The organism is Actinomadura rupiterrae (assembly GCF_024172125.1).
In the GTDB taxonomy this organism is placed as follows: Bacteria; Actinomycetota; Actinomycetes; order Streptosporangiales; family Streptosporangiaceae; genus Spirillospora; species Spirillospora rupiterrae.
Genome location: NZ_JAMZEA010000002.1, coordinates 627,053 through 653,220 on the forward strand (window position 1 = coordinate 627,053; position 26,168 = coordinate 653,220).

23 protein-coding genes and 1 pseudogene are annotated in these 26,168 nt (G+C 73.6%); 7 read left to right on the plus strand and 17 right to left on the minus strand.

The genetic code is table 11. The annotated features are described in order from the left end of the window. Window positions 1-247: 247 nt before the first annotated feature. The 6 genes and pseudogenes from FHU30_RS07405 to FHU30_RS07430 all read right to left on the minus strand — a co-directional run. On the minus strand, window positions 248-1,372 hold the full coding sequence (locus FHU30_RS07405; RefSeq protein WP_253873315.1) for a hypothetical protein: 1,125 nt from the start codon (window positions 1,370-1,372) through the stop codon (window positions 248-250). A 23-nt stretch (window positions 1,373-1,395) separates the two neighbouring features. Continuing rightward, on the minus strand, window positions 1,396-1,971 hold the full coding sequence (locus tag FHU30_RS07410) for a SigE family RNA polymerase sigma factor (protein ID WP_253873317.1): 576 nt from the start codon (window positions 1,969-1,971) through the stop codon (window positions 1,396-1,398). A gap of 179 nt (window positions 1,972-2,150) precedes the next feature. Beyond that, complete coding sequence (locus FHU30_RS07415) at window positions 2,151-2,582, minus strand: DUF3224 domain-containing protein (RefSeq protein WP_253873320.1); 432 nt, start codon at window positions 2,580-2,582, stop codon at window positions 2,151-2,153. A 27-nt stretch (window positions 2,583-2,609) separates the two neighbouring features. Continuing rightward, entirely contained in the window at window positions 2,610-3,347 is a 738-nt protein-coding gene (locus FHU30_RS07420) for a type 1 glutamine amidotransferase domain-containing protein (RefSeq protein ID WP_253873322.1), read from the minus strand. Window positions 3,348-3,383: 36 nt separating this feature from the next. Beyond that, window positions 3,384-4,880, minus strand: coding sequence for a UbiD family decarboxylase (locus FHU30_RS07425; protein WP_253873324.1), 1,497 nt, complete (start codon window positions 4,878-4,880; stop codon window positions 3,384-3,386). A gap of 57 nt (window positions 4,881-4,937) precedes the next feature. Further along, a pseudogene (locus FHU30_RS07430) lies at window positions 4,938-5,501 on the minus strand (UbiX family flavin prenyltransferase); the annotation flags it as partial. A gap of 83 nt (window positions 5,502-5,584) precedes the next feature. Here FHU30_RS07430 and FHU30_RS07435 point away from each other — a divergent pair. Beyond that, on the plus strand, window positions 5,585-6,595 hold the full coding sequence (locus FHU30_RS07435; RefSeq protein WP_253873328.1) for a LysR family transcriptional regulator: 1,011 nt from the start codon (window positions 5,585-5,587) through the stop codon (window positions 6,593-6,595). Here the strand turns inward: FHU30_RS07435 and FHU30_RS07440 are convergent. Beyond that, window positions 6,588-7,616, minus strand: coding sequence for a glycoside hydrolase family 113 protein (locus FHU30_RS07440; protein WP_253873330.1), 1,029 nt, complete (start codon window positions 7,614-7,616; stop codon window positions 6,588-6,590). The genes FHU30_RS07435 and FHU30_RS07440 overlap by 8 nt on opposite strands. Window positions 7,617-7,720: 104 nt before the next feature. Here FHU30_RS07440 and FHU30_RS07445 point away from each other — a divergent pair, with 104 nt between their 5' ends. Continuing rightward, on the plus strand, window positions 7,721-8,305 hold the full coding sequence (locus FHU30_RS07445) for a TetR/AcrR family transcriptional regulator (protein ID WP_253873331.1): 585 nt from the start codon (window positions 7,721-7,723) through the stop codon (window positions 8,303-8,305). Here FHU30_RS07445 and FHU30_RS07450 read toward each other — a convergent pair. Further along, the gene (locus FHU30_RS07450) at window positions 8,298-11,276 is read right to left on the minus strand and encodes an AfsR/SARP family transcriptional regulator (RefSeq protein ID WP_253873332.1); all 2,979 of its coding nucleotides are present in this window, start codon (window positions 11,274-11,276) and stop codon (window positions 8,298-8,300) included. The two genes, FHU30_RS07445 and FHU30_RS07450, sit on opposite strands and share 8 nt — an antisense overlap. A gap of 97 nt (window positions 11,277-11,373) precedes the next feature. Here FHU30_RS07450 and FHU30_RS07455 point away from each other — a divergent pair, with 97 nt between their 5' ends. Beyond that, entirely contained in the window at window positions 11,374-12,252 is an 879-nt protein-coding gene (locus tag FHU30_RS07455) for an NAD(P)-dependent oxidoreductase (protein WP_253873334.1), read from the plus strand. Between the two features lie 106 nt (window positions 12,253-12,358). Here FHU30_RS07455 and FHU30_RS07460 read toward each other — a convergent pair whose 3' ends face one another. The 3 genes from FHU30_RS07460 to FHU30_RS07470 form a co-directional block, all read right to left on the minus strand. Then, a complete protein-coding gene (locus FHU30_RS07460; RefSeq protein ID WP_253873336.1) occupies window positions 12,359-13,813 on the minus strand; it encodes a sensor histidine kinase in 1,455 nt (484 codons plus the stop codon). Window positions 13,814-13,986: 173 nt separating this feature from the next. After that, entirely contained in the window at window positions 13,987-14,718 is a 732-nt protein-coding gene (locus FHU30_RS07465) for a hypothetical protein (RefSeq protein WP_253873338.1), read from the minus strand. A 69-nt stretch (window positions 14,719-14,787) separates the two neighbouring features. Then, window positions 14,788-15,972 (minus strand): MFS transporter, encoded by a 1,185-nt coding sequence (locus tag FHU30_RS07470; RefSeq protein ID WP_253873340.1) that lies wholly within the window; start codon window positions 15,970-15,972, stop codon window positions 14,788-14,790. Window positions 15,973-16,091: 119 nt separating this feature from the next. On the opposite strand from FHU30_RS07470, the gene FHU30_RS07475 reads away from it, so the two are divergent. Beyond that, window positions 16,092-16,937, plus strand: a complete 846-nt coding sequence (locus tag FHU30_RS07475; protein WP_253873342.1) for a helix-turn-helix transcriptional regulator — start codon at window positions 16,092-16,094, stop codon at window positions 16,935-16,937. Between the two features lie 49 nt (window positions 16,938-16,986). Here the strand turns inward: FHU30_RS07475 and FHU30_RS07480 are convergent, their stop codons facing one another. Together FHU30_RS07480 and FHU30_RS07485 are read right to left on the minus strand one after the other, a co-directional pair. Next, the gene (locus FHU30_RS07480; protein ID WP_253873344.1) at window positions 16,987-17,859 is read right to left on the minus strand and encodes an SGNH/GDSL hydrolase family protein; all 873 of its coding nucleotides are present in this window, start codon (window positions 17,857-17,859) and stop codon (window positions 16,987-16,989) included. 281 nt (window positions 17,860-18,140) lie between these two features. Beyond that, a complete protein-coding gene (locus FHU30_RS07485; RefSeq protein WP_253873346.1) occupies window positions 18,141-19,769 on the minus strand; it encodes an acyl-CoA dehydrogenase family protein in 1,629 nt (542 codons plus the stop codon). A 187-nt stretch (window positions 19,770-19,956) separates the two neighbouring features. Between FHU30_RS07485 and FHU30_RS07490 the strand changes: the two genes are divergently transcribed. Beyond that, the gene (locus tag FHU30_RS07490) at window positions 19,957-20,580 is read left to right on the plus strand and encodes a DUF1707 SHOCT-like domain-containing protein (RefSeq protein ID WP_253873348.1); all 624 of its coding nucleotides are present in this window, start codon (window positions 19,957-19,959) and stop codon (window positions 20,578-20,580) included. 64 nt (window positions 20,581-20,644) lie between these two features. Here FHU30_RS07490 and FHU30_RS07495 read toward each other — a convergent pair whose 3' ends face one another. The 3 genes from FHU30_RS07495 to FHU30_RS07505 are packed head-to-tail and all read right to left on the minus strand — an operon-like array spanning window position 20,645 to window position 23,341. Further along, window positions 20,645-20,905, minus strand: coding sequence for a DoxX-related protein (locus FHU30_RS07495; protein WP_253873350.1), 261 nt, complete (start codon window positions 20,903-20,905; stop codon window positions 20,645-20,647). 14 nt (window positions 20,906-20,919) lie between these two features. Continuing rightward, window positions 20,920-22,416 carry a flavin-containing monooxygenase gene (locus tag FHU30_RS07500; RefSeq protein ID WP_253873352.1) on the minus strand — a complete coding sequence of 499 codons (1,497 nt, stop codon included), beginning with the start codon at window positions 22,414-22,416 and terminating at the stop codon, window positions 20,920-20,922. After that, the gene (locus tag FHU30_RS07505) at window positions 22,409-23,341 is read right to left on the minus strand and encodes an SDR family oxidoreductase (RefSeq protein WP_253873354.1); all 933 of its coding nucleotides are present in this window, start codon (window positions 23,339-23,341) and stop codon (window positions 22,409-22,411) included. Before FHU30_RS07505 ends, FHU30_RS07500 begins: the two co-directional genes overlap by 8 nt. A 97-nt stretch (window positions 23,342-23,438) precedes the next feature. Between FHU30_RS07505 and FHU30_RS07510 the strand changes: the two genes are divergently transcribed. Together FHU30_RS07510 and FHU30_RS07515 are read left to right on the plus strand one after the other, a co-directional pair. After that, on the plus strand, window positions 23,439-24,071 hold the full coding sequence (locus FHU30_RS07510; protein ID WP_253873356.1) for a TetR/AcrR family transcriptional regulator: 633 nt from the start codon (window positions 23,439-23,441) through the stop codon (window positions 24,069-24,071). Between the two features lie 183 nt (window positions 24,072-24,254). Beyond that, complete coding sequence (locus FHU30_RS07515; protein WP_253873358.1) at window positions 24,255-25,427, plus strand: beta propeller repeat protein; 1,173 nt, start codon at window positions 24,255-24,257, stop codon at window positions 25,425-25,427. On the opposite strand, the gene FHU30_RS07520 is transcribed toward FHU30_RS07515, so the two are convergent. Then, entirely contained in the window at window positions 25,399-26,106 is a 708-nt protein-coding gene (locus FHU30_RS07520; RefSeq protein WP_253873360.1) for an esterase/lipase family protein, read from the minus strand. The two genes, FHU30_RS07515 and FHU30_RS07520, sit on opposite strands and share 29 nt — an antisense overlap. Between the last annotated feature and the right edge of the window lie 62 nt (window positions 26,107-26,168).

The window sequence follows — 26,168 nt, forward strand, 5'->3', positions numbered from 1 at the left end:
CTACCGTACGCCAGCAGGTTGCCGGTAGCCGCCTTCCCACGGCGGCAGGTCACGCGCGGCCAGGGGACGACGGGCTGCCGCGCGGGGCGAACCACGAGACTCCCCGCGCCGGAACGACGCGGCGCGGGAGCGAGCACGCGGCCGGGGCGCTACGTGGGGTGGACGCCCCGGCCGCGGCCGAAACCGCGAACCGCGTCGGCCGCGGCCGAAACCGCACCCCCAAGGCGTGACCCCGGCCGGGTCTCGCCTACTCGAACGGGTTCAGGACGGCCTTGCTCTTCGTGGGGACGGCCAGCCCGGAGATGACCGCCTTGATGCCGCCGGCGCGCTGGAGCCGGGTGAAGGCGTCCGGCGTGCTGGTCACGCGGATCGCGTACCCCTGGACGTCGCTGATCCAGTAGGTCGGGTAGCCGGACGTCGTGTGGAAGACCGTGTGGCCCTCGATCGTCGTCCGGGCGAGGCTGCCGTCGTGCGAGACGTCGTCGGCCTCGGCCTTCGGCGTCACCTCGATCGAGAGCCCCTTGGCGCCCGGCGCCGTACCGCCGTCCAGGTCGCCGCCGAAGGACGAGATGCCGGACCCGGACAGGGTCGCGAACAGGCCGGTGGTCTGGAACGTCTTCGTCAGGCCCGCGATCCGCGCCGGGAACCGGACCGGCCCCGCGTCGGCCGGTTGCATCACGCCCGTGCTCGGCGCCGCGCCCGGTGCCGCGTCCCTGGCGGAGAAGCGGACGTTCAGCGCGATCCGGATGATCGTCGGCACGTCCTTCGACACCTCCGGGCCCACGTCGAGCGTCGCCCAGGCCCCGGACGGGAGCGCCCAGGTGAGGGTGGCGGTGCCGCGGCCCGGCTGGTTGATCCAGTAGCCGTGCATCCTGTTCACCGTGATCCGGACGGCGTCCCGCGGCACGGCGGCGCCCCGCTGCGGCGAACCGACGATGAGGCGCACCGGCGCGTCCGCGGGTCCCATGTGGAAGCCGGGGCCTGCCGCCGACAGCGTCCACCGGTGCCGGTCCCGGTTCGGGGACAGCTGGACGCTGAGGCCGCTCTCCCGGTACCCCGCCGGCAGCCAGCCGAACGACGCGTCGCGCCGCAGGGACAGCACGCCCGCTTCCCGGATATCCGGGCCGGACGAGATGCCGGGGGCGGCGACCGGGTTGTGGCGGTTCGACGGGGAGCCGGAGTCCGTGGCGGCATAGCCGACGCCGGCGATCGCGACGCAGGTCGCGGCCACCGCGGCGACGGCGCCGGCGCGGCGGACGCGCCGGGTCCGCACGCCTCTGGCGCGCGCCGCGGAGATCCGGACGCGGTCGGACGGCGGCAGCGGGGCGGTCGCGAGGTCGTGCAGGGCCTCGCGCAGGTTCGTCTCGTCCATCGGTCCTCCGGGGAGTCGCGCGCTCATCGGTCCTCCAGGGAGCCGCGCAGGGTGGCGAGGGCGCGGGCCGTCTGGCTCTTGACGTTGCCCTCCGAGCAGCCGAGCACCGCGGCGGTCTCGGCCACCGACAGGTCGCAGTAGTAGCGCAGCACGACCGTGGCGCGCTGGCGCGGGCCGAGGCCCGTCAGGGCGTTGCGCAGGTCGAGGCCGCGCTCGGGGTCGGCGGGGGCGGCGGCCGGCAGGTCGGGCGGCGCGACCAGGGACGTCCGGCGCCACCACGCCTTGCGGCGCTCGGCCAGGAACTCCCGGACGAGCACGACCCGCGTGTAGGCGTCCAGGCTCTCCGCCCGGCGGGCCTTCGCCCAGTGCACGTACAGCTTGTAGATCGTCTGCTGGGCCAGGTCGTCGGCGGACGTCCAGTCGCCGCACAGCAGGTAGGCCGTGCGGCGGATCCAGTCGACCCGCCCCGACACGTAGGCCGTGTACCCGTCGTCGCCGTCCTCCGCGGCGGCCCCCGCCCCGGCCGGCGTGAGCCGCTTCGCCAGCGGTTCCCCGGACACCGACGCCGTGGCCGTCATGAGGTCGTCCATCTCGTGCATCGCTTCACACCCACCTGATGCGGGCGGCGCCCCAGGGGGTTGCATCGGGCATCGAGGGAACCTCCGGGAAACACCGGTCCCGCATGGCCGGTTCGGTCAACCAACTATGCGGGACAGATGTTCATGCAGGTCACGCCACGGATATGGGATGCCTCACAGGAAGCGCCCTGCCCTCCGGGTCAGCCCTCGAACCAGTAGTCGAGGTGGACTTTCGCGCCCTCGCCGAGGTCGGCGCGGAAGCCGCCCTCGCCGCGCAGCCCGGCCAGCCCGCCCGTCCCGGAGCCCGGGACGACGAACCAGTCGCCGCTGACGACGCCGTCCGCGACCGTCCCGCTGTCCTGGAGCAGGAACGTGCCGCTGTGGCCGCCGATCGAGCCGGTGACGCGCTCGATCCCGACGAAACTGGCCGTCCCGTCGGCGAAGGACGCCTGGAGGAACTCCACGACGCCCGCGCCCTCGATGTCGCCGGAGAAGGTCTCCTCGACGTGGATGCGGTTGAGCGTGGGGCCGTCCGACGGCTCCTCGTAGGCGGCGGGCTCGTACTTCTGGACGCTGATCTCAGCATTCGCGCGGGTCTTACCGGACGTGCCGGTCTTGCCGTCAGAACTCATAGGGGGTCGCTTTCTGGAAGAGGGAGGTCACTGGCCCAGCGCCTGGATGACGAGCTGAGCGGTGGCGGAACCGGAGTACTGCTGCTGGCCGGTGATGAGCAGCCCGTCGCGGACGGCGTGCGGGCGGAACCGCCCGGCCACGACGAAGTTGGTGTCGGGGAGGGCGCGCGCCTCGTCCTCGATGCGGAACGGCTGGATGCGCTGCCCGACGAACGCGTCCGCGTAGTCCTCCTCGGAGTTGGCGAAGCCGGTCCAGGTCTTGCCCTTGACCAGCAGGTCGCCGTTGGAAAGGCGGGTGCGCAGCAGCGCGGCGGTGCCGTGGCAGAGCACGGCGGTGATCTTCCCGGCCTCGTAGCAGGACGCGAGCAGCGCGTGCACCCGCTCGTCGCTTGCGAACGTGTACATCGGGGCCTGGCCGCCGATGGCGAGGACGGCGTCGTAGTCCTCGATCCGGACGTCCGCCAGCGGCGGCGTCTTCTCCACGAGCGCCGCGTGCTTCGCGGAGGTGACGAACCCGAGGGTGATCAGGTCCTCGGCGGAGTAGCCGGACTCGTCGCGGGGGTCGCTCCAGCTGTCGGCGGTGAGCGGCCCGCCGTCCGGGCTGGCGATGTCGACCTCGTAGCCGTGCTGGGTGAACTCCCAGTACGGGTGGGTCAGTTCGGACCACCAGAACCCGATGGGCCAGCCGGTCTGCTCCGAGACGGCCGGGTTGGACGCGAGCAGCAGGATCCTCCGGCTGCGCAGGGTGTCGATCGTCGCGGTCATGGGGGGATTCCTCCCTATCGCGGAGTGGGGGTGCGCCTAGCGCTCCGGGTAGCCGTACTCGTGCCAGGCGGCGAGGACGCGCCGCTGGACGTCGTCCGGCCAGCCGTTCTCGAAGCTGCCCTTGACCGGACGATCCCCCTCGGGGAACAGGTCGGCAAGGAGGCAGTTGTAGACGACCTTCCCGGCGCGGTAGGAGTGCTGCTCGGCCTCGGACAGGTAGACCGAGAGCGCGGCGGTCGGCTCGGCGGGGAAGTGGACCTCGCCGTGCTCGGGGTGGGTGCGGGTCGCGAACGCCCAGACCACCTCGTTGATGTCGGTGATGTCCACGTCGTCCTCGACGAGCAGCACCTTCGGGACGCCGAACCCGGCCTTCCCCTGGAAGACGATCTCGCCGATCCGCCGCGCCAGCTCCGCCGACGAGGCGCCGAGCGACTCGTGCCAGCCGGACCGGACGGCGACGATCAGCCAGTGGTTCGCCGACTCGTAGGAGAACCAGGTCGAGGCGATCGGCAGCCCGGCGCGGCGGAGCTGGTAGAGGATCTCGGCGGCGTGCATCGTGCCGGTGCCGGTGTGGTCCTCCTCGACCGGCGGCCCGGCCGCGACGACGGGCAGGATCGCGCCGTCCCGGTAGGTGATCGCCGAGACGTGGAAGACCGGCTTCTCCGAGACCTCCAGCGCGTTGTAGCCCGGGTACTCGTTCATCGGGCCCTCCATGACCGTCTCGTCGAAGGCGACGTGCCCCTCGATGACGATCTCGGCGGTGGCCGGGACGAGCAGGTCCACGGTCTCGGCCGGGACGACCTCGATCCCCTCGCCGAACAGCGCGCCGAGGAAGTGCGACTCGTCCGCGCCCTCGGGCAGCGGCATCGCGCCGACGTACGGCAGGCCCGGCTCGACGCCGAGGGCGACCGCGATCGGCATCGGCTCGCCGCGCTCGGCCCACTGCGCCCGGATGATCCCGAGGTGCTGCGGGCCGGGGATCAGGCAGCCCAGCCGGTCCCTCCCGGCGATCATCATGCGGTTGATCGACCAGTTCGTCCAGGTGCCGTCGGGGGTGCGGGCGATGTTCATCCCGTACGTCTGGATGTACCGGCCGCCGTCGTTGCCGTGGATCAGCGGTGTCGGGAACCGGAACAGGTCGATGTCGTCGCCGAGCAGGATGTTCTGCTTGACCGGCGCGTCCTCCTTCGGGACGGTCCGCGGCGGGACGCCCTCCCGGTCGCGCGCGGCGACGACCGCCTCCATGATGTCCTGCCCGGACGCGTCCGCGGGCAGGCCCAGCGCGAGTGCGATCCGGGCGAGCGGGTGCGCCGGGGCGGACAGCCCGCCGGGCGCGCCGAGCACCCGGAAGCCAGTGTCCTGGTACCCGGTGATGTTGGTGAACAGCGGCGCGGCGGCGCGCAGGTCGTAGGAGCGCCGGATGATCGCGCCGATCTCCAGGTTCCAGTCGACCTCGCGCTCCACCCGCTGCAGCTCGCCGATCCTCTCCAGCTCGTCGACGAACTCGCGCAGGCTGCGCAGATGCTTGGACATGTCTCGTGCGGCCTCTCGGAAACTCTCGGAAGTTTGGAAACTCGGAAGAAGTGAGTGTCAGTCGCCCCAGCGGGGCAGGTCGGGGACCTCGATCCCCAGCAGGTCGAGCGCGCGTCCGGCGGTGTGGTCGACGATCTCGTCCACGCTGCCGGGACGCAGGTAGAAGGCGGGGACGGGCGGCATCACGATCGCGCCGGACTCGGTCGCCGCGGTCATCGCGCGAAGGTGCCCGAGCGTCAGCGGCGTCTCGCGGACCAGCAGCACCAGGCGCCGCCGCTCCTTCAGCGTGACGTCCGCCGCGCGGGTCAGCAGGTTGTCGTTCATCGAGTACGCGACGGCCGACAGCGTCCGCACCGAGCAGGGCGCGACGATCATCCCGTCCGTCCGGAACGAGCCGGACGCGATCGCCGCGCCGACGTCCGCCGGGCGGTAGGTGACGTCGGCGAGGGCCGCCAGGTCGCGCGCTTCGAGGCCGGTCTCGTATGCCCGGGTCTGCTGCCCGGCGGGGGTGACGACCAGGTGCGTCTCGATGCCCGCCTTGCGCGCGAGCTCCAGCACCCGCACCCCGTACGCGATCCCTGTCGCCCCGCTGATCCCGACCACGAGCCGCCGCACGCCGTGCCTCCGTTCCGTCCGCCTGCCGTTCGCGCCTCACCTTCGTGGACGGCGCCCACGTGCATCAACGGCGAAGTTCTCGTCGAACGATGAGCCACGCTTCTCGATCGCGGACCGGGCCACCGGGCGGGTGCGGCGGCCGCCGGGTCTGGCAGGATTTCGCCCGGACCAACGGCGCGGAGCGGTCGGGAGGCGGCGCGATGGAGCTGGCCGAGCTGGAGGCGTTCTTCGCCCTGTCGGAGGAGCTGCACTTCGGGCACGCCGCCGAGCGGCTGCACCTGTCGCAGTCGCGGATCAGCCAGCTCATCCGGGCGCTGGAGCGGGACCTCGGCGCGCCGCTGTTCGCCCGGACGAGCCGCCGGGTGGAGCTGACCCCGCTCGGCCGGCAGGCCCTGACGATCCTGCGCCCGCCGTACGAGGCGCTGCACGCCGGGTACGCCGAGGCCCGCGCGGTCGCGCAGGGCGTGGTCGGGCGGCTCAGCGTCGGCTTCCTCGGCGGGGTGAACGGCCCGGCGTTCGCGGGGTTGATCGCGGCGTTCGCCGAGCGGCACCCGTCCTGCGAGCTGTCCACGCTGGAGGTGCCGATCACCGACTTCTACGGCGCGCTGCGCCGGGGCGAGACCGACCTCACCCTGACCCTGCTCCCGGTGGACGAGCCGGACCTCAAGGTCGGCGACCCGATCACGTCGTTCGGCCGGGTCGTGGTGCTGCCGACCGGGCACCCGCTGACCGCCGCTCTCACCGTCGACATCGAGGCGCTCGCCGGGAACGTCCTGCTGTCCGGGCCGCCGGAGCTGCCCGAGGTGTTCCGCCGGTCGTACTTCCCAGCCGCGACGCCGAAGGGCCGGCCGTTGGCGTCCCGGGACGGCGGACGCACCTACCAGGAGACGTTCAACCTGGTCGCGACCGGTCAGGGGCTCACCATCACCCACGCCGGGATCGCCGAGCACTACCGGCATCCCGGCGTGGAGTTCCGTCCGCTGCGCGGCCTGCCGCCCGCCTACGCGGCGCTGGCCTGGCGGGCGTCGGCCGACAAGCCGCAGATCACCTCGTTCGCCGCGCTGGCCCGCGCCCGCGCCGTAGGCGTCGGCCTCACCTGACCGGCGCGTAGAAGTCGGCGACTGCGCCGAACACCTGCTTCGGCTCCCACGGCATGTCCGGGTAGGTCGTGCCGAGGCGGTCCTCGTAGACCTTGACGACGCCGTAGCTGGCCAGGTCCAGGTCGTCGCGCGGGTCGGCCGCGTCCGGCCGGTGCACGTGGTCGTGCAGGGCGAAGGTGAACACGAACGCGCCGTCGACGCCCGCCGCGTCGAAGATCTCCAGCAGCTCGCGCACGTAGGCGGCCTGGCCCGCCTCGTCGCGCTCGCGCACCTCCTTCAGCCGCACGGGCCCGCGCCGCGCGTCGTACTCGACCACGTCCAGCCCGTGCGCGCCGAGGTCGCCGGCGCCGCGGTACCCCGCCGACCCGAACTCGGTGATCGCGACGGGCTTCCCCTGCGCGACCAGGCCCCGGACGCCCTCGGCGAACCGGTCGGCGATCTCCGCGGACCGGTAGAGGTCGACCGAGACGATGTCGAACGCCGTCCAGTCGACCTGTTCCAGCGGCACGGACGCGTACGTCAGCCGCCCGCCGAAGTGCGCGCGGACGACCTCGACCGCCTTCCCGAGGAACGCGTTCACCCGCCCGCCGACCTGCCCGATGTGCTCGCGGAGCAGGTCGGGCCGGAGCAGGACCGCGACCCGCTCCTCAACTCGCTCGCCGGGCAGGAAGCCCCTGTTCATCAAGCTCAGCTCCGCGCCCGCGACGAACACGACGTCCGCTCCGGTGCGGCGCAGCCGCTCAGCGCGCTCGGCGCAGTCGGCGAGCAGGGCGAGGATCTCGTCCTCGTCCAGTTCGAGCGGGTAGGGCGAGAACCAGACCTCCAGCCCGAGGTCCGCCGCGATCCGCGCCGCCGCCTCCAGCCGCGCCGGGTCGCCGCCCATGATCCGGACGGCGTTGCAGTGCAGGTCGTCGCGGATCACGCGCAGCTCGCGCGCGACGGTCTCCAGGTCGAAGCCCCGCCGCGAGTTCCCGCCGTTCGCGACGAACCCCGTGTCGTAACTGATCCCCTTGGTGCGCATGCGCTCATCTCCTTAAGGTACTTGGCGTACCCTAAACATGCTCATGCCGAGGCTGCAAGTGGCCTTGGAAGGTACGCCTGGTACCGGATGCGAGAATGTCCGGCATGACGAGCAGGCCTGCGCGCCGCCGCGGCGCGGCCCTGGAGGAGGCGATCCTCGGCGCCGCCGTGGACGAGCTGACCGAGTCCGGCTATGCGGGGCTGACCATGGACAAGGTCGCCGCGCGCGCCGGGACGAACAAGAACGCGATCTACCGCCGCTGGCCGAACCGGCTCGCGCTCGGCATCGCCGCGTACCGGCGGCTCGCGACGGCCGTTCCCGTTCCGGACACGGGCAGCCTGCGGGAGGACGCGCTGGCGCTGCTGCGCGGCGCGAACCGGCACTGGAGCTCGCCGCTCGGCGCGGTCCTGCGCGAGCTGCTCGCCGCCGCCGGAGGCGCGTCCGAGCTGGTCGCGCAGTTGCAGGACCAGTCCGGGATCGCCGCGCCCTGGCTGACCGCCCTCGGCCGCGCGGTGGCGCGGGGCGAGGCCGCGCCCGAGGCGCTGCACCCGCGCGTCGCGACGGTCGCGGTCGTCCTGCTGCGGAACGAGTTCGTCGTCCGGGGCGTGCCGACCGCGCCGGACGACGTGCTGATAGAGATCGTGGACGAGGTGTACCTCCCCCTCGTCCGCAACCGTGCGCCTAGCTGAGTTGGGTGAGGCGGGCTTGGATGCGGTCGGTGTCGAAGCGTTCGGCGGGCGGTAGGGGAGCGCCGACGGACGTGCGGATGGTCTCGGCTTCGGTGAGCAGGCGGGACGCCTCGGCGGTGTCGCCCGCGAGCGAGCGCGCGCCCGCCAGGCCCTCCAGCGCGAGCGCGACCGCGCGGGGGTCGTCGGTCTCGCGGGCGGCGGCGAGCGCCGTCGTGTGCAGGTCGGCGGCGGCCGTGGCGTCGCCGCGCTGCTCGGCTACGAAGCCGAGCTGGGTGTGGATGAACGCGATGCCGGCCGTCCCGCCGATGCCGCGCAGCCATGGCAGCCGGCCGCGCAGGTGCGCCTCCGCCGCGTCGAGGTCGCCGCGGCGGCGGGCGATCAGCGCGAGGCCGATCGCGGCGAACTCCTCGGCCGACCGGGACGTCCGGTCGCGGGCGAGGGTCAGGGCGCGTTCGTGCAGGTCGTGGGCCTCGTCCAGGTCGCCGTCCAGCATCGCGATGCGGCCCAGCCCGGCGAGGGCGAACGACACCTCCGCCCACATCCCGAGCCGCTCGGCGCGGTCCCTCACCTCGCGCCGCATCCGGACGGCCCGCCCGTAGTCGCCGACGATCTCGGCGTGCCGGGCGACGGCGTCGGCCGCTTCGAGCTCGCCCCACGCGTCGCCCAGCTCGCCGAACAGGCGCAGCGCGCGTTCCGCGTCGCGTTCCATGTCGGCGAGGTCGCCGCCGACCATGCGCAGCTTCGCGCGCGTGCTCAGCGCGGCGGCCTCGCCCCAACGGTCGCCTTCGGCTTTGAACATCTCAAGCGTGCGCTCTAGGCGGGCGTGGCTTGCAGGCAGGTCGCCATAGGGCCAGTGGACGAACGTCAGGAACCACAGCGACCACGCGTCGGCATCCGGGCCGAGGGCCGCTTCCCGTAGGGACTCGGACTTGTCCCCTTCGCCCGACAGCATTGTCAGCCCGTTCAGCCAAACGCGCGTCCGCCGGAGGACGTTTTCGGGCGCATCCTGGGCGAGGGCAAGTGTGAGATAGCGGCGCGCTTCGTTGAGCCGTCCGCGCAGGAACCAGTACCAACCGAGCGCGTTGGTCAAGGCAGGGTCAGCCCTGTACTCCAGCGCCGCCCGGAAGTTCGCGCTCTCCTTGTCGAGAAGCTGGAGCCAGCGCTCCTGCTCCGGCCCACGCAGGTACGGGACGGCCCGCTCGGCAAGCGCGGTGTAGTACCGCGCATGTCGCGCGCGCACGAGCTCTTCCTCGCCGGCCTCCCGGAGCCGTTCCAGGCAGTAGTCGGAGACGGATTCCAGCAGCCGGTAGCGCCCGTCCTCGGTGAAGACGACGAGCGACCGGTCGACCAGGCGCGCGAGGACGTCGAGGCCCGGATCGCCGCACACCTCCTCGGCCGCCTGGAGCGTGCAGCCGTCCCAGTGCACGGCCAGCCGCCGCAGCGCGACCCGCTCCGGCCCGCTGAGCAGCTCCCAGCTCCAGTCGATCATCGCGCGCAGCGTCTGCTGCCGCGCCGGGCCGCCGCGCCGCGTGAGCAGCCGGAACCGGTCGTCCAGCCGGGCCGCGAGGGCGTCCACGCCGAGCGCGCGGACGCGCGTCGCCGCGAGTTCGAGCGCGAGCGGCAGGCCGTCCAGGCGCCGGCACACGGCCGCGACCGCCGCCGCGTTCGCGTCCGTGACGGCGAAGCCCGGCGCAGCGGCGGCGGCGCGCGCCGCGAACAGCCGCTCGGCGCTCCCCGGCCCCAGCGGCGGGACGGCCCGGACCCGCTCTCCCGCGACCCCCAGCGGCTCCCGCGACGTCGCGAGGACGGTCAGCTCCGGCGCCGTCGCCAGCAGCCGTCCGACCAGATCGGCGACGGCGTCCACGACGTGCTCGCAGTTGTCCAGGACGAGCAGCGCCCGATGCGGACGCAGCGCCGCCGCGAGCCGCTCGACCGGCTCGGACGTGTCGGTCTCGTCCCGATGCCCGAGCGCCCCGGCGACCAGGTCCGCCAGCTCGGACGCGTCGCGCGGACGGCCCGCCGCCAGCTCGACCAGCCACGTCCCGTCCGGGAACTCGCGCGCCGACCGCGCCGCGACCTCCAGCGCGAGCCGCGTCTTGCCGACCCCGCCCGGCCCGGTCAGCGTGACCAGCCGCTCGCCGCGCAGCTCCGCCCGCGCGAGCGCGACGTCCCGCTCGCGCCCGATCAGGTCGCCGATCACGGCGGGCAGGTTGGACGTCGGGCAGGCCGGCTTCGGATCCGGTTCCAGGTCCGGTTTCAGCTCGTCCGCCTGCCGGAGGATCGAGGCGTGCAGCGCGGCCAGCTCGGGACTCGGGTCGACGCCCAGCTCCTCGGCGAGCAGCCGCCGCAGCGCCTCGTAGTCGGCGAGCGCTTCGGCCTGGCGTCCCGCGCGATACAAACCGAGGATGTGCGCCGCGCGGAGCCGTTCCCTTAGCGGATGCTCAGCGACCAGCTCGCCCAGCACCGGAAACTCACCGATCTCAAGGCGCGCCTCTGCCTGCTCCTCGATCGCGCTGAGCCGCGCTTCCTCCAGGCCCGTCCTAGCCGGGATGTCGAAATCGGCGAATGCCGACCCACGCCATAGCGCCAGCGCGTCGTCGAACCGTTTCGCTCGTGCGCGCGCGTCCCGTTCACCTCGTGCCTGCGCGACCAGCTCGGCGAACTGCCACGCATCCGTGTGGTCTGCGACCAGCGCATAGCCGGGAGGCTGCGACACCACCAGCTCGCGTCCGCCCGGCTCGGCGTCCTCCAGCACTTTCCGTAGCTGGGACACGCGCGCCTGCAAAGTCCCTAGCGGATTGCGCGGCGGACGGTCTCCCCACAGCTCTTCCACTAGCCGGTCGGTCGAGACCGTCTGTCCCTCGGCCGCCAGCAACACGGCCAGCAGTAGCCGCACCTTGGCCTCGGGCACCCGGACGGCCTCACCGCCGTCCGTCCACACCGCGAGCGGCCCGAGCACCCCGAAACGCATGAACCCACCCTACGGACGAACCCGTAGTGCTCCCGAAGCGATTCCGTAGCGCCGCGTCCGAAGCTGTGGCCACACCAACGAAACAAGGAGAAACAGCATGTCGGTCACCGTCATCGGGCTTGGCGCCATGGGCGCGCGCATGGCCGAGGTCTTCCTGGAGAAGGGCCACGACGTCACGGTCTGGAACCGCACGGCTGGCAAGGCCGAGAACCTCGTCGCGAAGGGAGCGACCCTCGCGCCGACCGCCGCCGACGCCCTCGCCGCGAACGAGCTGGTCGTCCTCAGCCAGACCCACTACCAGGCGATGTACGACTCGCTGGAGGGCGCCGAGCACGCCCTGGACGGACGCGTCCTGGTGAACCTCAGCTCCGGCAGCCCGGACGAGCTGCGCGAGGCCGCGAAGTGGGCCGGGGCGCACGGCGCCCGGCTGCTGCCCGGCGGGATCATGACCCCGGTCCCGGGCATCGGCACGCCCGCCGCCGAGACCTACATCGCCGGGCCCGAGGACGTCCTCGAACGGCACCGCGCCACCCTCGGCGCGATCACCGACACCTCCTACGTCGGCGCGGACCCGGGCCTCGCGATGCTCTACTACAACGCCGGGTTCTACCTGTTCGCGGCGACGATGGCCGCGTTCATGCAGGCCACGGCCCTGGTCGCCAGCGCGGGCGTCTCGCCGCGCGAGTACGGCGCGGTCGCCGCGCCGCTCGTCCGCAGCCTCGGAGAGGACGGCCCGATGGGCTTCGTGAAGATCTGCGCCGAGCACATGGCGACCGGCACCTACCCGGGCGCCGCCGACACCGTCCTGATGGAGGCGATCAGCGTCGGGCACGTGGTCGAGGCGGCCCGCGCCGCCGGGATCGACGCGTCCGGGCCCGCCGCCCTCAAGGCCCTCTTCGACCGCGCCGTGGACGCGGGCTACCGCGACGAGGGCCTCGGCGCCATCTACGAAGTCATCCGCAAGCCGTCCGCCTGACGCGCTGATCGGGCTGATCGGGCTGATCGGGCTGAACGGCGTATACGCGGCCTCATGACCGCCGCCCGCTGAACGTCCGGCGGAGTCGGGTCACCGCCCGCCGCCGTTACGCGGGCGGCTGGTCGCCTGTCGATTGCTCCGCAGGCGGGGGTTCTTCGGGCGGGGGTTCGGCCGGGGCGAGGGGGAGGCGCATGACGAGGCGGGCGCCGCGGGGGGAGTCGGCGGCCTTCAGGTCGCCGCCGTAGATGCGGGCGATCTCGCGGGCGATCGGGAGGCCGAGGCCGGTCCCGGCGGGGTCGCGGCGCTTGGACTCGGCGAGCCGCGCGAACCGCTCGAAGACGCGCTCGCGCGCCTCCGGCGGGATGCCCGACCCGTCGTCGCGGACCTCCAGGACGGCCTGGTCGCCGTCCGCCTCGACGATGACCTCGATGACGTTCTCGGCGTGCCGCTCGGCGTTGCTGAGCAGGTTGCCGAGCACCCGGCCCAGCCGGGTGGTGTTGGCGCGGACGACCACGCCCTCGTCCATCCGGGTCGTGACGGGCACCCGCCACGGCCGGGTGGCGATCTCCCGGTGGGCCAGCTCGGCCAGGTCCACGGGCTCGACGGACGCGTGCGAGCGCGCGTCCAGCCGGGACAGCTCCAGCAGGTCGACGACGATGTCGTTGAGCCGCTCGGCGTCCCCGAGCGCGCCCCGGACCAGCGGCTTCCAGTCGGTGTCGTCCGGCTCGTCCAGCGCGACCTCCAGCCGGGTGTGCAGGCCCGCGATCGGGTTGCGCAGGTCGTGCGACGCCTCGGAGACGAACCGCCGCTCCCGGTTGGTCGCCTTCTCCAGCCGTTCGAGGGTCTCGTTGATGGTCCTGGCGAGCATCTGCAGCTCGCCGCCGGTCGTCGGCTCGGGCACCCGCATGTCCAGGCCGCGGGCGCTGGTGATCTCGGCGAGCCGCCGCCGGATGTCCCACACGGGCCGGAACGCGCTGCCGATCGTCCGCCACGTCCACCAGGCCATGAACGCGAGCAGCGCCAGCATCGCCGCGACCGCCTCCAGGTACAGCCACGGCGTCCGCAGCGGCTCGGCCACCGGCTCGGCGACGTACACGATCGCGGTGCGCGGGTACTTCGGTCCGCCGACCCGCAGCCCGACGAGCTGGACGCAGGACGGCAGGAACCTCGGGCAGGTGGTCTTGCCGATGAGCAGCTCCGCCTGCCGCAGCCGGACGGGGTTCAGCGGCGGGTCGCCCGCGAGGTCCGGGGACGCGGCGACGACCCGGCCGTCCGGCTCGACGATCTGGATCAGGCTCGCCTCGTCCGGCCGCGGGTCGACCGGCATGGCGACGCGGCGCGTGGTGATGTCGTAGACGACGCGCTGGAGCGTCCCGTAGGCGTGCTGGCGCGCCGAGTACCGGCCCGCGCCGACCAGCAGCTGGACGGCCAGCACCGTGCAGAGCAGCAGCAGCGTCCCCGACATCACGACCGTGATGACCGTGGCGCGCCCGCGCACCGAGAACAGCGCGCGCACGGCCCACCGGCGCAACCGGTCGCCCCGGCCGCCCTGCTCGCCCACGCGTCCTCCGCATCCGGCCGGACCGGTCCGGCGACGGCCTCGCGCGGATTCCGGAACGCCCGGCTGCCAGATCTAGTGGATCGGGACGCGGCGCCACGAGCGGCTCACGGCCGACATTGCGGAACCGTTGAGCCCGGTTGACCCGATTCCACCGGCACCCGCCCGCGCGGCGGTCATCCGCCGGACGGTCCGGTGAGCGCCTCGGTGAAGGCGGTCCAGTCGGGGTCGGAGAGGCTGAGCTGCGCCGCGGACTCGGCGAGCCGCGACGCGGCCAGGTCCAGCAGCCACGACGCGTTCCGCAGCACGGCCGCCGCGCCCGCCGGGTCGGCCCGCACGCCGGCGGGGGACAGGTCCAGCCCGCGCAGCCCGGTGACCGCCGTGGCCAGCAGGTGCGCGACCAGGTCGTAGGTCTGCCCCGCCGCGGTCGTGCGGGTGAGCGCCGCGAAGCGGGGACGGGCCGCCTCCGCCGTCCGGGGCGCCAGCAGCGCCGCCAGCCGCGGCCACTCGGCCGCCATGTGCCCGGCCAGCCATTCGGCGAGCCGCCGGTACCGCGCGGCGGCCTCGTCGAACCGTCCGAGCATCGCGGTCAGCTCGGCGGGCGCGGCCGGGCCCTCCATGAACAGCACGCCGGTCGTGGCGACGACCGCCGGCCCGTTCAGGTCCGGGCAGCCGACGGCGCCGTGCGCCGGGTCCGCGTTCGGAGTTTTTCCGGGGTCCAGCGTCGTCCAGTGGTCGGCCAGCACTTTGAGGACGTTCGAGTCGCGCCGGAACGCGGTCGCCTCGTCGAGCTTCAGCATGGAGTGGTACCGCTCGTGCTCGCGGTGGGCCCGCGCCACCTCGATGAACCCCCGCACCTCTTCCGGCGCCGGTCCGTCGCCCATGGACTCCTCCAGACGTCTCGCCATCGCGACGATCATGCTCCCGTGCCACCGCGGGCGCGCGACCGCCCCACCGCGTCCGGGCGGAGCGCCAGGTCAGCCGGACGCGGTGAAGAACCGGCGGCCGACGACCACGGCGGCGGTCAGCGGGACGGTCGCCACGGCCGCCACCCCGAAGATCGTGCCGAAGTGGCCGTGGTCGGCGCTGCCGCCGCCGAGCGCCGCGCCGAGGGCGCTGCCGACGAACAGCGCCGCGACGTACACCGAGACGGCCGTGCCGCGGGCGTCCGGGACGACCGACGTCGCCCACGCCTGGAGCGTCGAGTGCAGGAACGCCCAGCCCGCGCCCAGCAGCGTGGCGACGAGGCCGTACGTCCACACGCCTGGAACAACGGCGGCGGCGGTGTAGCCGGTGGCCACGAACGCGCCGCCGATCGCCGCGAGCCAGTGCGCCGCGACGCGGTGGGTGAGGGGTTTGACCGCGCGGGTGAACGCGAGCGTCCCCGCGCCGTACAGGGCGGTGATCGCGCCCGCCGCTGCCGCAGACAAGCCGCGGTGCTGCAGGGCGGGCGCGACGAAGGTCAGCCCGCCGAGCAGCACCGCTCCCTCGACCAGGCCGAGCGCGGTCACGACGTAGGCGAACCGGGCCCGCGCGACGGCGGCGAGCTGCGCGCGGAGCCCGGCCGCCGGGGCGCGCTCGGGGTCGGTGGCGCGGCGCAGCGCGACGGCAGCCGCCGTGGCCGCGATCGCCGGGACGGCGAACACCAGCCGCCAGCTCAGCCAGTTCCCGATGGCCCCGGCGACCAGGGCGGCCAATCCGCTGCCAAGGCCCAGCGCCGCCATGAGGTCGGCGAGCGCGGCCTGGCGGCGGGCCGGCGCCACCGCGTCCCCGACGAAGCTGATCGAGGACGGCACCACCGCGCCGAACGCGAACCCGGCGAGGACCCGCAGCACGGTGAGGACCACCAGGTTCGGCGCGACCGCCGAGGCCAGCCCGGCGACGGCGGCGAGGACGAGCGCGAGGCGGATGACGCGCAGCCGCCCGAACCGGTCCGAAAGGATGCCCCAAAGCGGCTGCGACAACCCGTAGGCGAAGGCGTAACCGCTGGCCAGGGCCACTGCGGACGCCAGCTGGACGTGCAGCGCGCCCACGACCGCGACCAAAATCGGCCCCACGGCGAACCGGTCGAAGTTGGCGCTGAACGCGGCGGCGGTGAGGGGGAACGGGACGCGGCCGTCCGGACGCGCGTCCGGCTCGGCCGTTCGGGTGACCATGCTCATGCAGCCAGCGTCCGCCCGCCGGACGCGCCCGCCGCCCCTCAGCCGCTCACGGATCATCCTGTGAGCAGCGCCAACAGGGTGCCGGGTGTGAAGCCCGCCGGGCTAGGGTTTCGATCACCATGGACGATCGTGAAGCACAGCGCCGCGCCGCGCTCGGCGCGTTCCTGCGGTCGCGGCGGGAGCGCCTCACGCCGGAGGAGGTCGGCCTGACGGGAGGGCCGCGCCGCCGGACGCCCGGCCTGCGCCGCGAGGAGGTCGCGCTGCTGTCCGGCGTGAGCGTGTCCTGGTACTCGTGGCTGGAGCAGGGGCGCGCGATCGCGGCGTCCGCCCAGGTCCTCGACGCGGTGGCGACCACGCTGCGGCTGACCGGCGCGGAACGCCGGCACGTCTTCTCGCTCGCCGGCGAGGCGGACGCCGCGCCGCGTCCGGTGGCCGAGGGCTGCCCGGCCGTCGGCGACCACCTGCGCGCGACCGTCGCCGCCCTCGCCCCGAACCCGGCCTGCCTGCTGGACCGGCACTGGGACATCCTCGCCCACAACGCCGCCGAGGCGGCGATCTACGGCGGCCTGGACGCGCTGCCCGCCGAGCGCCGGAACATGATCTGGCTGTACTTCGGCTGGCCGCCGATGCGGACGGTCGTGAAGAGCTGGGAGTCGGAGTCCTGGGCTGTGCTGGCGCAGTTCCGCGCCTCGGCCGACCGGCACCCCGGCGACCCGCGCTTCGCGGAGATCGTCGCGGACGTCTCGGCCGCCGACCCCGGGTTCCCCGAGCGCTGGGCCCGCCACGACGTGGCCGGCTTCAACCCCGCGCTCAAGCGCTTCGACCACCCGGACCTGGGGCCGCTCACGTTCCGGCAGGCCAAGCTCATCGCCGCCGAGGACCCCGAGCTCCACGTCGTCGCGCGCTACCCGGCCGACCCGTCCACCCGCCGCGCCCTGGAGAGGATCGCCCCGGCCCCGGCGTAGGCGCCCCACGCCGGGACCGGTGACGGCCCGATCAGCCTCAGCCTCAGCCTCAGCCGAGGCCAAGGCCGAGCTGCTGCATGGCCTGCTGGCCCATCATGCTCTCGCCGAGCGCGTTGGGGTGGACGGGCACGAAGTTCGTGCCGAACAGGGCCGGTTCGACCCACCTGGTTCCGAGCGGCTGGCAGGCGTCGTGCCCGACCGACGCCGCCATGGTGACGTACGTGCTGCCGGTCTGGGCAGCGGCCTGCTGGACGGCCGAGTTGAGCGCCGCCTCGATGTTGTTGACGTACGCGTAGTCGCCCATCGCGATCGGCATCTTGGCGAAGCAGGACGGGTCGGGCTGGTCGGGCAGGATGCGCGGGTACCCGAGGATGGCGACCCGCGCGTTGGGGGCCTTCGCCCGCACCTGCTGCAGCGCGTTCTTGAGCGCGGGCGCGATCGTCGTGTTGACCGTGTTGACGAAGCTGGACCCGTAGAGCGTCTGGCACGGATGGCCCAGGCCGCCGGTGCTCACACCGGCCGTCCCGCAGGCGAGGACGGTGCTGGCGAACAGGTTGCCGTCGTTGCCGCCGATCGTCATCGTGACCAGCCGGGTCGCCGAGCCCAGCGCGTTGAGCTGCGGCGCGACGCCCGGGTACTGCGAGGAGGTGAAGTCGCCGGTCTTCGCGCCGCCGCACGTCACGTCCGTCAGCGTGGCTCCGATCTTGGATGCGATGAGGTGCGGGTAGTTCAGCGTGGAGCGCGCGCACAGCGGATCGGCGGACGGGGCGAGCGGCACCACGCCGGACGCGGCGCTGTAGCTGTCGCCCATCGCGACGTAGTTCAGCGACGGGGACGCCTGCGCGGGAAGCGCGAGCGCGGTGGCGCCGCCGAGACCGAGGACCGATGCGGCCAGCGCGCGGGGGAGGTGGCGAACCTTCATGCGGCACTCCAGGGGGTGGGGACGTCCGCGCCTGCACCGCGTCGCCCGCGAGGTGGGCAGCGGGTTTCGCAGTCAACGGTCCGGAGCTGGGAGCGATACGCCGAGGGGGTGGGGGTGTGACGGATGCCACTGCGCAGATCGTGTTTTCGGCGACCGGATTTGTCAAGAGGGGCGGGACGTCATGGAGGTGCTGCGCGTCCGGTCAGAACCGACGTGCGGCGCGTCCGGTCAGGTGGGAGGTGCGGCGCGTTCGGTCGGGATGGGAGGGGCGGCGCGTCCGGTCAGGGGATCTTGGGGGTGGCGCGGTCGATGAGCGGGGTGAGGTCGAGCCCGGGCGGGAGGGTGCCGAAGGCGACGCCGCCCGTGCCCGCGAGGCGGGTGGCGCAGAAGGCGTCGGCGACGGCCGGGTGGCCGTGCCGGACGAGCAGCGAGCCCTGGAGGATCAGCGCGAGCTGCTCGGCGACGCTGCGGGCGCGCAGCTCGATCGTGCCGAAGTCGGTCAGGGCGTCCTTGGCGCGCCGGACGGCGCCGTCGAGCCGGACGTCCGCGCCGGCGGCCAGCTCGACCTCGGTGAAGAACGCCTCGACGGTCGCGGGCTCCTTCGCCATCGCGCGCAGGATGTCGAGCGCGGCGACGTTGCCGGAGCCCTCCCAGATGGAGTTCAGCGGGCTCTCGCGGAACAGGCGCGGCATGCCCGACTCCTCGACGTAGCCGTTCCCGCCGAGGCATTCGAGCGCTTCGGCGGCGTGCGCCGGCCAGCGCTTGCAGACCCAGTACTTGCTGACGGCCAGGGCGAGCCGCTTGAACGCGGTCTCGGACGCGTCGCCGCGCACGGACCGGTCGGTGGCCCCCGCGAGGCGCAGCATGAGCGTCGTGGCGGCCTCGGACTCCAGCGACAGGTCGGCCAGGACGTTCCGCATCAGCGCGTGGTCGGCGAGGTACTTGCCGAAGGACTTGCGGTGCGCGGCGTGGTGGGCGGCGATCGTGAGGCCCTCGCGCATCCCGGCGGCGGCGCCGATCACGCAGTCCAGGCGGGTCATGTTGACCATCTCGATGATGGTCCGGACGCCGCGCCCCTCCTCGCCGACGCGGTGGGCGACGGCGTGCTCGTACTCGATCTCGGACGAGGCGTTGGACTTGTTGCCCAGCTTGTCCTTGAGCCGCATCAGCCGCAGCGGGCTGAGCGTGCCGTCCGGCAGGACGCGGGGGACGAGGAAGCAGGTCACGCCGGCGTCGGTCTGCGCGAGGGTGAGGAACAGGTCGCACATCGGCGCGCTGGTGAACCACTTGTGGCCGACGAGCGTGTACGTGCCGTCCGGCTGGAGGGTCGCGCGCGTGGTGTTGGCGCGGACGTCCGAGCCGCCCTGCTTCTCGGTCATCGACATGCCCGCGAGCAGCGCGTTCTTGGTCAGTGGCGCGCGCAGGCCGTAGTCGTACTCGCGCTTGGCGAGCAGCGGCTCGTACTGCGCGGCCAGCTCGGGCGTCTGGCGCAGCGCCGGGACGGCCGCGTAGGTCATCGAGACCGGGCAGCCGTGCCCGGCGTCCACCCGCCAGGCGTAGAACTTGGCGGCGCGGGCGACGTGCGCGCCGGGACGGCCGTCCGCCCAGGGCGCGCCGTGCAGGCCGTGCGTGACGGCGACGTCCATCAGCTCGTGCCAGGCAGGATGGAACTCGACCTCGTCGATGCGGTGGCCGTACCGGTCGTGGGTGCGCAGGACGGGCGGGTTCTCGTTGGCGAGCCGCCCCCACTCCTGGGCCTGGGCGGTGCCCGCCAGGCGGCCGATCTCGTGCACCTCCGGGACGGCCCAGGCGGCGTCCTCGCGGATGAGGCCGTCGAGGAGCGCGGCGTCCTCGGCGAGGTCGTGCCCGGTCAGCGGCGGGACCTGGTTGAACACCTCGTGGGTCGGCACTGCGGGCTCCTCGCGGACGGGACGGGCGGCACGGACACCCCCAACCTTACAGAATCGAATCACCTGTAGGGAAGATGTAGTACCAGGCCGGGTCCGCCCCGGGCGGTCCGGGTCCTCCCCGAGGGCAGGGTGGATCTCGTCCCCCCGGTGGATTGTTCGGCGGTCGCGGGGGCATAACGTCGGAAGCATGAGTCAGCCCACCCCGCAGCAGGCGCAGACTCCCGCCTCCCCGCCGCCCGGAAGCACCGCTCCGGCGCAGGTCCGCGCCTCGGACGCCGAGCGCGAGGCGGTCGTCGAGCATCTCCGCGTCGCGTCCGTCGAGGGCAGGCTGACCTTCGCCGAGCTCGCCGGCCGCACCGAGGCCGCCTACTCCGCGGTGACCCGCGCCGACCTGGAGGCCGTGGTCGCCGACCTGCCCGGGATGGGCGCGCCCGGCGCCGCCCCCGCCCCGCTGCTCAAGACCCGTCGGTTCAGCGCCGTCCTCGGTGACTGCACCGAGCGCATCGTCGGCCGCATCGACGAGGAGCTGGAGATCCTGGCCGTCCTCGGCGACGTCAAGGTCGACCTGCGCGCCGCCCAGGTCCCGACCGGCGCGGTGAGCGTGGTCGCGAACGCGGTGCTCGGGGACGTCACGCTGATCGTCCCGTCCGGGGCCGTGGTGGAGCTGACCGGGCACGCCGTGCTGGGCGACCGCCGGGTCTCCGCCCGGGACGTCCCGGCCGGGCCGCACGTCCCGGTCGTCCGCGTCCGGGCCAACGCCTACCTCGGCGACATCAAGATCGTCGACGAGGAGCCCGCCTCCTGGTGGTGAGGCCCCCGAACAAGGAGGCCGGTCCCCGCAACCGCGGGAACCGGCCTCGTCGCTTTCGGCGGTCCTAGGCGTTCTGCCGCTGGTAGGCGACGCGCGCGCCGAGCCAGCCGAAGTACGCGGCCACGCCGATCACGCCGGCCTTCCGGGTCTTCTTGGTGGTGAGGGCGAGGCCGAGGGCCAGCTCGGTCGCGCCGTTCCGCTTGATCCAGGCCTCGGTGTCGTGCGGGAAGCCGACCCGCGAGATCGGCTCGAACAGCTTCGGCGCGGCGAAGTGCGCCGCGCCCGTGGCGGCCAGGGCGATTCCGGCCTTGCGGAGCAGAGCCATGTCGGGACGTCCTCTCATCGGGTGAACTCGTAGTCGTCGAGGTCGAAGGTGCGTGCTCGGCGCCAAACGTACAGACCGGACTGCGGCCGGATGTACGGGGCCTCCCCGCGCTTGTCGAAGTAGTAGCTGTTGGACCGGGCGCAGCTCGGCTGCGCGAGGATCGTGCCGCGCATCCGGCGGCGCATGTCGGCGGTGAACGCGTCGTGCGGGCCGACCCGCACCGCCACCCGCGCCGCCCTGCGCCGCCGCGCCTCGGCCAGCACCCGGACGATGTGCGTCGTGCCCGCCTCGATGATCGAGAACCAGGACGCGCCGGTCACCGTGTACGGGCCGTTCATCATCCAGAAGTTCGGCGCCTGGGGAACCGACAGGCCCTCGTAGGCGTGGTACCGCTCGCGGTCCCAGTGCTCGCCCAGCTCGACCCCGCCGAGCCCGACGACCGGGAACGGCGGCGTCGCGCCCGGCTCCAGGATCTTGAACCCGGTGGCGAGGACGAGCGTGTCGACCGGCCGCTCCACGCCGTCCCGGGTGACGATGCCGGACGCGGTGACCCGCTCGATCGGCTCGGTGACCAGCGCCACGTTCGGCCTGGTGAACGCCGGAAAATAGGCGTTGGAGAACGACGGCCGCTTGCACCCGAACCCGTAGCGCGGCGTGAGCTTGCGGCGCAGCGCGCGGTCGGGCACCTGCCGCCGCAGGTGCGCCCGGCAGAGCAGCTCCGCGCCGCGCACCAGGAACGGCGCCTTGCTGTAGTGGACGATCCCGAGCACCATCACGACCTCGGACACCGCCGTCGTCACCAGCCGGACGAGCCGCTGCACCGGCGGCAGCGCGCGGAACAGCCGCCGCACCCCGCGCGGGATCGCGAAGTCGACCTTCGGGAACACCCAGATCGGCGTCCGCTGGTAGACGTCCAGGTGCGCGGCGCGCGCGGCGATCTCCGGGATCACCTGGAGCCCGGACGCGCCCGTCCCGATCACCGCGACGCGCCGTCCGGCGAGGTCGTGCCCGTGGTCCCAGCGCGCGGTGTGGACGATCTTCCCGGCGAACCCGTCCAGGCCCGGGATGTCGGGGTTCCTCGGCTGGTCGAGCGGCCCGACCGCGCACACCAGGAACCGCGCCGAGTACTCCGTCCCGCCATCGGAGGTCGAGACGCGCCAGCGGTTGGCGCCGCTGTCGAACTCGGCCTTCTCGACGCGCGTGTTCAGGCGCAGGTGCGGGCGCAGCTTGTACTTGGTCGCGCAGTGCTCGGCGTAGGCGCGCACCTCCTCGCCCGGCGCGAACGCCCGCGACCAGCCGGGGTTCGGCTCGAACGAGAAGGAGTAGGTCGCGGACGGGATGTCCACGGCCACGCCCGGATAGGTGTTGTGCCGCCAGACGCCGCCGACGCTCTCCGCCGCGTCCAGGATCACGAAGTCGCGGATGCCGCGCCGCAGCAGCTGGATCCCCGCGCACAACCCGGAGAACCCGGCCCCGACGATCACGACCTCGGGGGACTCGGCCTCAGCCATCCTGGACCACCCGCCCGCGCCCCGCGTCGTTCTGCCCGCCCTCTTCGGAATTCCGGGCGGCGCGCCGGCGGACGGCCTGCTCGGCGACGCGGCGGTCATGGGCGCCGCGCGTGCCGAAGGTCTGCCGGTGGGCGCGGTCGCCGTCCATCAGCTTCCGGACGGCCCGGACCACCCCTTCCGGCGCGACCGCGAGCGCCGGTTCCACCACCGCGAGCCAGCCCGGAACCGGGTATTCGGCCCGCCGCGACACGCAGCTCCGCACCACCGCCTCGGCGACCCTGTCCGGGTCGATGGTCGGCAGGCCGCCGCCGAGCCGGACGCCCTCGGTCAGCCCGGTCCGGACGGCCGTCGGCAGGACGGCGCTGACGCTGACGCCGTGCGCCGCCATCTCCTCCCGCACGGATGCCGTGAGTCCCACGGCCGCGTACTTGCTGGCGTTGTAGACCGCCATGCCAGGAAGCGGCAGCTTGCCGGCCATGGAGCAGATGTTCGCGACGTGGCCGCGTCCGCGCTCCACCATCCCCGGCAGGACGGTCCGCATCCCGTTGACGAGCCCCTGGACGTTGACGTCCATCGTGGTCGCGCTGACCTCGTCCGGTTCGTCCAGGAACGGGCCGAGGGGCATGACCCCGGCGCTGTTGACCAGCACGTCGATCGGGCCGAGGGCGTCCTCGACGGACGCGGCGAACGCGGCGAACGACGCGCGGTCGGTGACGTCCAGGGGTCCGGAGAGGACCGCGCCGGCGGGGCCGAGCGCGGCGGTCAGCTCGGCGGCCGTGCGGGCGGCGGCCCCGGCGTCGAGGTCGCCGACCGCGACCCGGGCGCCGCGCTCGGCGAGCAGCCGGGCGGTCTCGCGGCCGATGCCGCGCGCGCCGCCGGTGACCGCCGCGACGGCTCCCGGACGCGCCACAGCGGGGTATCGCATGGGGGGCTCCTTCGTTCGGATACCGACGGTATGTGAGTGTTGGACTCGACGTCAATAGGCCGCCGGATCCGGCCGTCCGGGCCGTACACTGCACGTCATGGCACGAGAGAGCGGCCTGAGCAGGGCGGCGCGGCAGGCCCGCACGCGCGGGCTGCTGGTCGCCACGGCGCGCCGGCTGTTCCTGCGGGACGGCTACCACGCCACGACGCTCGACCGGGTCGCCGAGGCGGCGGGCTTCTCCAAGGGCGCCGTCTACTCCAACTTCGCCACCAAGGACGACCTCTGCCAGACCGTCATCGACCAGGTGCGCGCCGAGCAGGTCGGCGCGGTCATCGAGGCGATCGGCGGCGAGGGTTCGGCGGAGGACCGGCTCGCCGTCTTCGACGCCTGGGCCGAGCGGACGATCGGCGACCCCGGCTGGACGCTGCTGGAGGCCGAGTTCGCGATCCACGCCACCCGCCGCGACCCCGACCTGCGCGACCGCGTCGCCGAGGGCGGGCGGCACTGGGTCCAGGCGCTCGCCGCCCTGCTGGAAGAGGAGGCGGGCCGCCGCTCCCTGGTCCTGCCGCTCCGGCCGGACGAGCTGGCCGAGGCGCTGCTCAGCCTGGGAATCGGCCTCGGCCTGCGCCGCGCGGTCGACCCGACGCTCTCGTCCCACGCCCTCACGGACGTGATCCGCCTCTTCCTCAGCCCCGAACTGAACGCGCGGGTCGAGAACGCACGGGAGTGAACGCACGGGAGTGAACGCACGGGAGTGAACGCACGGGAGTGAAGCGGCGAGAGTGAAGCGGCGGTTCACCCGGCGCTAACGCTCGGCCGGGCATGCTGGTCGAATTCGGCTGGTTTGTAGGGAACTTTCAGACTTGTCCCGAGCGTCTCACCAGACGGCGGCCGGGAAGCGCAGGGAGCGGCCATGAAGAGCAGGGCGAGAGCGGCGGTCGTGGCGGCGGGGGCGGTCACGACGGTCGCGGTCGCGGTGGCGGCGGTCCTGTTCGGCTCGGGCGCGTTCGGCTCGGGCCCGCCCCTGCGGGCCCATGCCGGGCTGGACGCGCGGACGACCGGTCACGCACCGGTCGCGCGCGTCCTCGGCCGCTATGCCATGCCGTCCGGCGGCGAGACATCCGCGAGTTTCCAGGGCCTCGCCGCCGCGCACGGCACGGTGTGGGTCTCCGGGACGAGCGGCCCGCTCGGCAAGGCGGGCTCGCCATCCGGGTTCGTCCTGCGCTACCAGGGCGGACGGCTCGCGAAGCTGGACGCGCCGCTCAAGCCGGGGACCAGCGAGGGCGGCGACGTGTCGGCGGTCGGCGGGCTGGCCTGGGTGCTGGCGTCCGACAAGGGCGGCGCCGAACTGCTCACCACCGACGGACGCACGTGGCGGCAGGACGTCCGTCCCACGCGGCGCGGCTTCGGCGCCTACGGAGTCACCGCGGTCAGCGAACGCGACATCTGGGTCAGCGGCGCCAAGCCTGACGACCACGGCGACAAGCAGGCGCCCGTCCTGCTCCACTACGACGGCACCGCCTGGCACAGGACGGACAAGGGCGTCGGCGGCGACCACGACGTCCTCCTGTTCGGCATGACCGCACGCGCCTCGAACGACGTGTGGACGGCCGGACAGCGCTCGCTCGGCACCAAGAACCTCGACGCGACCCCGTTCCTGGCGCACTGGGACGGGCGCTCCTGGCGACGCGCGCACACGCCCGTCCGGCTCGGCTTCGTCCGCTCGGTGGCCGCGCTGACCGGCGCCGACGCCTGGGCGGTCGGCGGGACCGACTGCTCCTGCTCGTCCGAGGCCGGGCCGCTGGTCCTGCACTACGACGGGAAGACCTGGCGCAGGACCACCACCTCGGGCCTGCGGCGCGCGCTCGAATCGGTCGTCCAGGACGGGCGCGGCGGGCTCTGGGCCGCCGAGAGCGGCGGACGCGTCCTGCACTTCGACGGCCGCGCGTGGCGACCCGCGACACTGCCGGGACAGGCGTCCGCGACCGCCGTCGCCCGCGACCCGCAGACCGGCAGGATCTACGCCATCGCCGACGAGCCGGAGCAGAACGACAAGGTCACCGGCCTGCTCCTCGAACTGGGCTGACCGGGGACGCCAGGAACCCGCGCACCTCGCGCAGCACCTCCGGATCGGTCAGGTACGCGTTGTGCGTCTCGCAGGCCAGCACGTGGTTGGCGGCCTTGGGCAACTCGGTGCTCGTGTACGGGACGATCGCGCGGTCGCACGGCGAGTACCACGTCGCGTACCTCGTCGGCCCGGGCGCCTCGGGCCCGGACGCGGCGAGCCGGACGAGGAAGGGCGAACCCGGCATCATCTCCCGGCACGAGAGGTCCAGGTCGCAGGCCAGCGCCGCGGACGTCCCGTGGTTGGCCCCGGCCAGGGACGCCACGTGCCGCACGTGCGCCGCGCCGTGCAGCCTGCTCAGGTACCAGCGCGTGACGAGCCCGCCCATCGAGTGGTTCACGATGTCGACCTGCGCATGCCCGGTCCTCGCCGACACCCGCTGGACGAAGGCCGCCAGCTCCTGCGCGCTGACCTCGTTGGACTGCGCCCAGTCGTACTCGAACGCGTACAGGTCGTCCTGGCGGTAGCCCGCGTCCTCGAACTGGGCGATCGCCGTCGCCCAATTGGACGGCTCGCCCCGGTACCCGTGCACGAACACCACCGGAACCCGAGTCGCGGCGTCCGCGGCGGGCGAGGCAAGCAGGCCGAGGAAGGCGACCGCACTCAACAGTGCGATGACGCGGAAACCGGGCCTGCCCATGTGTGCCTCCTCAGAAGGGAAGTCTCACAAAGGCAGAACCGGCTCTGAAGTCTCCGAAGTCA

Excerpts from the sequence above, each read along its gene's own strand:
- FHU30_RS07510 (WP_253873356.1), top strand. The coding sequence starts at position 23,439 with ATGGCACGAGAGAGCGGCCTGAGCAGGGCGGCGCGGCAGGCCCGCACG.
- FHU30_RS07415 (WP_253873320.1), bottom strand. The coding sequence starts at position 2,582 with ATGAGTTCTGACGGCAAGACCGGCACGTCCGGTAAGACCCGCGCGAAT.
- FHU30_RS07515 (WP_253873358.1), top strand. The coding sequence starts at position 24,255 with ATGAAGAGCAGGGCGAGAGCGGCGGTCGTGGCGGCGGGGGCGGTCACG.
- FHU30_RS07450 (WP_253873332.1), bottom strand. The coding sequence starts at position 11,276 with ATGCGTTTCGGGGTGCTCGGGCCGCTCGCGGTGTGGACGGACGGCGGT.
- FHU30_RS07470 (WP_253873340.1), bottom strand. The coding sequence starts at position 15,972 with ATGAGCATGGTCACCCGAACGGCCGAGCCGGACGCGCGTCCGGACGGC.
- FHU30_RS07445 (WP_253873331.1), top strand. The coding sequence starts at position 7,721 with ATGACGAGCAGGCCTGCGCGCCGCCGCGGCGCGGCCCTGGAGGAGGCG.
- FHU30_RS07420 (WP_253873322.1), bottom strand. The coding sequence starts at position 3,347 with ATGACCGCGACGATCGACACCCTGCGCAGCCGGAGGATCCTGCTGCTC.
- FHU30_RS07490 (WP_253873348.1), top strand. The coding sequence starts at position 19,957 with ATGAGTCAGCCCACCCCGCAGCAGGCGCAGACTCCCGCCTCCCCGCCG.
- FHU30_RS07440 (WP_253873330.1), bottom strand. The coding sequence starts at position 7,616 with ATGCGCACCAAGGGGATCAGTTACGACACGGGGTTCGTCGCGAACGGC.
- FHU30_RS07425 (WP_253873324.1), bottom strand. The coding sequence starts at position 4,880 with ATGTCCAAGCATCTGCGCAGCCTGCGCGAGTTCGTCGACGAGCTGGAG.
- FHU30_RS07475 (WP_253873342.1), top strand. The coding sequence starts at position 16,092 with ATGGACGATCGTGAAGCACAGCGCCGCGCCGCGCTCGGCGCGTTCCTG.
- FHU30_RS07410 (WP_253873317.1), bottom strand. The coding sequence starts at position 1,971 with ATGCACGAGATGGACGACCTCATGACGGCCACGGCGTCGGTGTCCGGG.
- FHU30_RS07505 (WP_253873354.1), bottom strand. The coding sequence starts at position 23,341 with ATGCGATACCCCGCTGTGGCGCGTCCGGGAGCCGTCGCGGCGGTCACC.
- FHU30_RS07480 (WP_253873344.1), bottom strand. The coding sequence starts at position 17,859 with ATGAAGGTTCGCCACCTCCCCCGCGCGCTGGCCGCATCGGTCCTCGGT.
- FHU30_RS07500 (WP_253873352.1), bottom strand. The coding sequence starts at position 22,416 with ATGGCTGAGGCCGAGTCCCCCGAGGTCGTGATCGTCGGGGCCGGGTTC.
- FHU30_RS07405 (WP_253873315.1), bottom strand. The coding sequence starts at position 1,372 with ATGGACGAGACGAACCTGCGCGAGGCCCTGCACGACCTCGCGACCGCC.
- FHU30_RS07495 (WP_253873350.1), bottom strand. The coding sequence starts at position 20,905 with ATGGCTCTGCTCCGCAAGGCCGGAATCGCCCTGGCCGCCACGGGCGCG.
- FHU30_RS07435 (WP_253873328.1), top strand. The coding sequence starts at position 5,585 with ATGAGCCACGCTTCTCGATCGCGGACCGGGCCACCGGGCGGGTGCGGC.
- FHU30_RS07455 (WP_253873334.1), top strand. The coding sequence starts at position 11,374 with ATGTCGGTCACCGTCATCGGGCTTGGCGCCATGGGCGCGCGCATGGCC.
- FHU30_RS07520 (WP_253873360.1), bottom strand. The coding sequence starts at position 26,106 with ATGGGCAGGCCCGGTTTCCGCGTCATCGCACTGTTGAGTGCGGTCGCC.
- FHU30_RS07465 (WP_253873338.1), bottom strand. The coding sequence starts at position 14,718 with ATGGCGAGACGTCTGGAGGAGTCCATGGGCGACGGACCGGCGCCGGAA.